Genomic DNA, 2,850 nt, shown 5'->3' with positions numbered 1-2,850 from the left:
TTGCTTTTGTCAGGCGGTATTGACAGCCCTGTTGCAGGTCATATGATTTCAAAACGCGGTGTTGAAATTGATGCGGTAAACTTTTTCTCATTCCCATACACAAGTGAGAGAGCAAAAGAAAAGGTTATTGAACTTGCAAGCATAATCGCACAATATACGTCAAAAATCAATTTGTATATCGTGCCGTTTACGGAAATACAGCTGCAGATTGCAGAAAAGTGCCCTGAAGAACATTTGACGCTTGTTATGCGTAGATTTATGATGCGTATAGCTGAAAGATTGGCGCGTAAGCATAAATCACTTGCGCTTGTAACAGGCGAGAGTGTCGGACAGGTTGCAAGTCAAACTCTTGCGGCGCTTGACGTTACAAATTCGGCTGTTGATATGCCGGTATTGCAGCCGCTTATCGGTATGGATAAGATTGAAATAGTTGACAGAGCACACGAAATCGGTACATTTGAAACATCGATTTTACCGTATGAGGACTGCTGTACAGTGTTTACACCAAAGCACCCTACAACAAATCCAAAACGTGCAAATATTGAAAAGTCTGAAAACAGACTTGACGTTGAAACACTTATTGAGGCTGCTTTGGCAGGCGTTGAAAAGATAGAAGTATATCCTAAATAATAAGGCTTGGGTGATTGATATGAAAGCGGAAGTAAACGGTTTAAACGAAAAAGTGGTAAAAATGCTTGCGGAAAGAAAAATGACTGTTTCGGCGGCTGAAAGCTGTACAGGAGGACTTTTTGCGGCACTTATAACAAATGTTTCGGGTGCGTCGGAGGTTTTGAATGAAAGCTTTGTGACTTATGCAAATTCGGCGAAGATGAAATATCTCGGTGTAAAGGGCGAAACATTGGAAAAACACGGCGCAGTGAGTTATGAAACCGCTTTTGAAATGGCAGAGGGACTCAGAAAAAACACAGGTGCGGACGTTACTGTCGGCATAACGGGTATAGCAGGTCCGACAGGCGGAACAAAAGACAAGCCGGTAGGACTTGTATATGTCGGCATATGCGTTATGGGTGAAACGGAAGTGAAAGAACTTCATTTAAACGGTTCACGCGAAGAAGTTCGTGAGAGTACTTGCAAAATTACGTTTGAAAATATCGCAAACCGTATTGAAAATATCACTAAAGTACAATAAATCGTACTTTGCTCGGCATTGAGTTAAAAACTGCTTGAAAAAAGAGTGTTTATGTAATATAATTGACGTATAAAATATAAGTGATACTTTAAAGGAGAAAATAAATGGCAAAAGAAAAGGATAAGAGTAAACCTAAAGTTGTAAAAATGACTGACGCAGAGGAAAAGAAAAAGGCTCTTGAATCTGTATTTAGTGTTATAGAAAAGGAATACGGTACAGGAAGTATTATGAAACTCGGCGACGCAAATTCGGTTGACGTTGAAGTTATTCCGACAGGCTCATTGACGCTTGATATGGCGCTTGGAGTAGGCGGACTTCCGAGAGGCAGAGTTATAGAAATATACGGCCCTGAATCTTCAGGTAAGACAACCGTTGCACTTCACGTTGTGGCAGAGGCACAGAAAATGGGCGGTGAGGCTGCATTTATTGACGCGGAACACGCTTTAGACCCTGTATATGCAAAAAAATTGGGCGTTGATATAGACAATTTAATCGTTGCACAACCGGATACGGGTGAACAGGCTTTGGATATTGCCGAGGCACTTGTACGAAGCGGTGCGCTTGACGTAATCGTTGTCGACTCTGTTGCCGCACTTGTTCCGAAAGCGGAAATTGACGGTGAAATGGGTGACAGCCATGTCGGCTTGTTGGCAAGACTTATGTCACAGGCTCTAAGAAAACTTACTGCCGTTATCTCAAAATCGGGTACGGTCGTAATCTTTATCAATCAGCTAAGAGAAAAAGTTGGTGTTATGTACGGTAATCCCGAAACAACTCCGGGTGGTCGTGCACTAAAGTTCTTCTCATCTGTAAGATTGGACGTAAGACGCGGCGAGGTTATAAAGAACGGTACGGAACTTATCGGTAACAAGACAAAGGTTAAAGTTGTTAAAAACAAGGTTGCACCGCCGTTTAAAACTGCCGAATTTGATATTTTGTACGGCGAGGGTATTTCAAAAGAAGGTAATATTCTTGACTTTGCAGTTGAAAACAATATTATCAAGAAGTCGGGTGCTTGGTTCAGCTATAACGGTGAAAAAATCGGTCAAGGCCGTGACAATGTAAGAAAATATATGGTTGAGAACAAAGAATTTACTGCTGAAATCGACAGACAGGTTAGAGAATTGTTGAAAAATAACAGCGGATACTTGCCGAGTGAGGCTGACAACAGTGATAATACTGACGGCGAACAGCCGACGGAAACGGAAACAACCGAAACAACTGAAGAATAAGCGTGTATTATTTCACAAAAATATTATCCGAATAATAAAAAGATAAGTAAATAATAACTAAAAATTGTTACAAAACGATAAAAAGGATTGACGTGGGACAAATTTTTTAGTATGCTAATTATAATATTTATATCGGTAAAATATGTGATTAAAATTTAAGACAGGGGGCACAATTCATGGTTTCAAGTGAAGTGGCAGTTCAAAATTCGGTAGGCTTGCATGCAAGACCTGCAACATTTTTCATTCAAAGAGCAAATGAATTTAAGTCAAGCATATGGGTTGAGAAAGACGAAAGACGTGTAAACGCAAAGAGTCTTTTGGGAGTTCTTTCATTGGGTATCGTTAAGGGTACATCAATATCAATCATTGCTGACGGTAGTGATGAAGAAGAGGCAGTTAAGACTTTGGTTGAATTGATTGAATCTAATTTCTCTGAATAATTTTAAATAATATTTAAGAAAATAACTC

The 2,850-nt window shown here is 40.0% G+C and carries 4 protein-coding genes; all 4 read left to right on the top strand.

All coding sequences use genetic code 11. The annotated features are described in order from the left end of the window. Window positions 1-630, top strand: a 630-nt coding sequence (locus ACLTU0_RS11645; RefSeq protein ID WP_412322602.1) for a tRNA sulfurtransferase, incomplete at its 5' end; no start/stop codon positions are given. 19 nt (window positions 631-649) lie between these two features. Next, window positions 650-1,150 (top strand): CinA family protein, encoded by a 501-nt coding sequence (locus ACLTU0_RS11640; protein ID WP_412322600.1) that lies wholly within the window; start codon window positions 650-652, stop codon window positions 1,148-1,150. Window positions 1,151-1,254: 104 nt separating this feature from the next. Continuing rightward, window positions 1,255-2,382 (top strand): recombinase RecA, encoded by a 1,128-nt coding sequence (gene recA, locus ACLTU0_RS11635; protein WP_117967864.1) that lies wholly within the window; start codon window positions 1,255-1,257, stop codon window positions 2,380-2,382. Between the two features lie 176 nt (window positions 2,383-2,558). Continuing rightward, window positions 2,559-2,822, top strand: coding sequence for an HPr family phosphocarrier protein (locus ACLTU0_RS11630; protein WP_022230813.1), 264 nt, complete (start codon window positions 2,559-2,561; stop codon window positions 2,820-2,822). The last annotated feature ends 28 nt before the right edge of the window (window positions 2,823-2,850 follow it).

The organism is Hominilimicola sp. (assembly GCF_046972485.1).
Taxonomy (GTDB): domain Bacteria; phylum Bacillota; class Clostridia; order UBA1381; family UBA1381; genus Hominilimicola; species Hominilimicola fabiformis.
Note: the sequence above shows the minus strand (reverse complement) of the source record. Positions and strands in the feature narration are given on the sequence as shown.

What these genes read in the sequence shown, in the direction of transcription:
- ACLTU0_RS11640 (WP_412322600.1), top strand. Translation starts at nt 650, where the DNA reads ATGAAAGCGGAAGTAAACGGTTTAAACGAAAAAGTGGTAAAAATGCTT.
- recA (WP_117967864.1), top strand. Translation starts at nt 1,255, where the DNA reads ATGGCAAAAGAAAAGGATAAGAGTAAACCTAAAGTTGTAAAAATGACT.
- ACLTU0_RS11630 (WP_022230813.1), top strand. Translation starts at nt 2,559, where the DNA reads ATGGTTTCAAGTGAAGTGGCAGTTCAAAATTCGGTAGGCTTGCATGCA.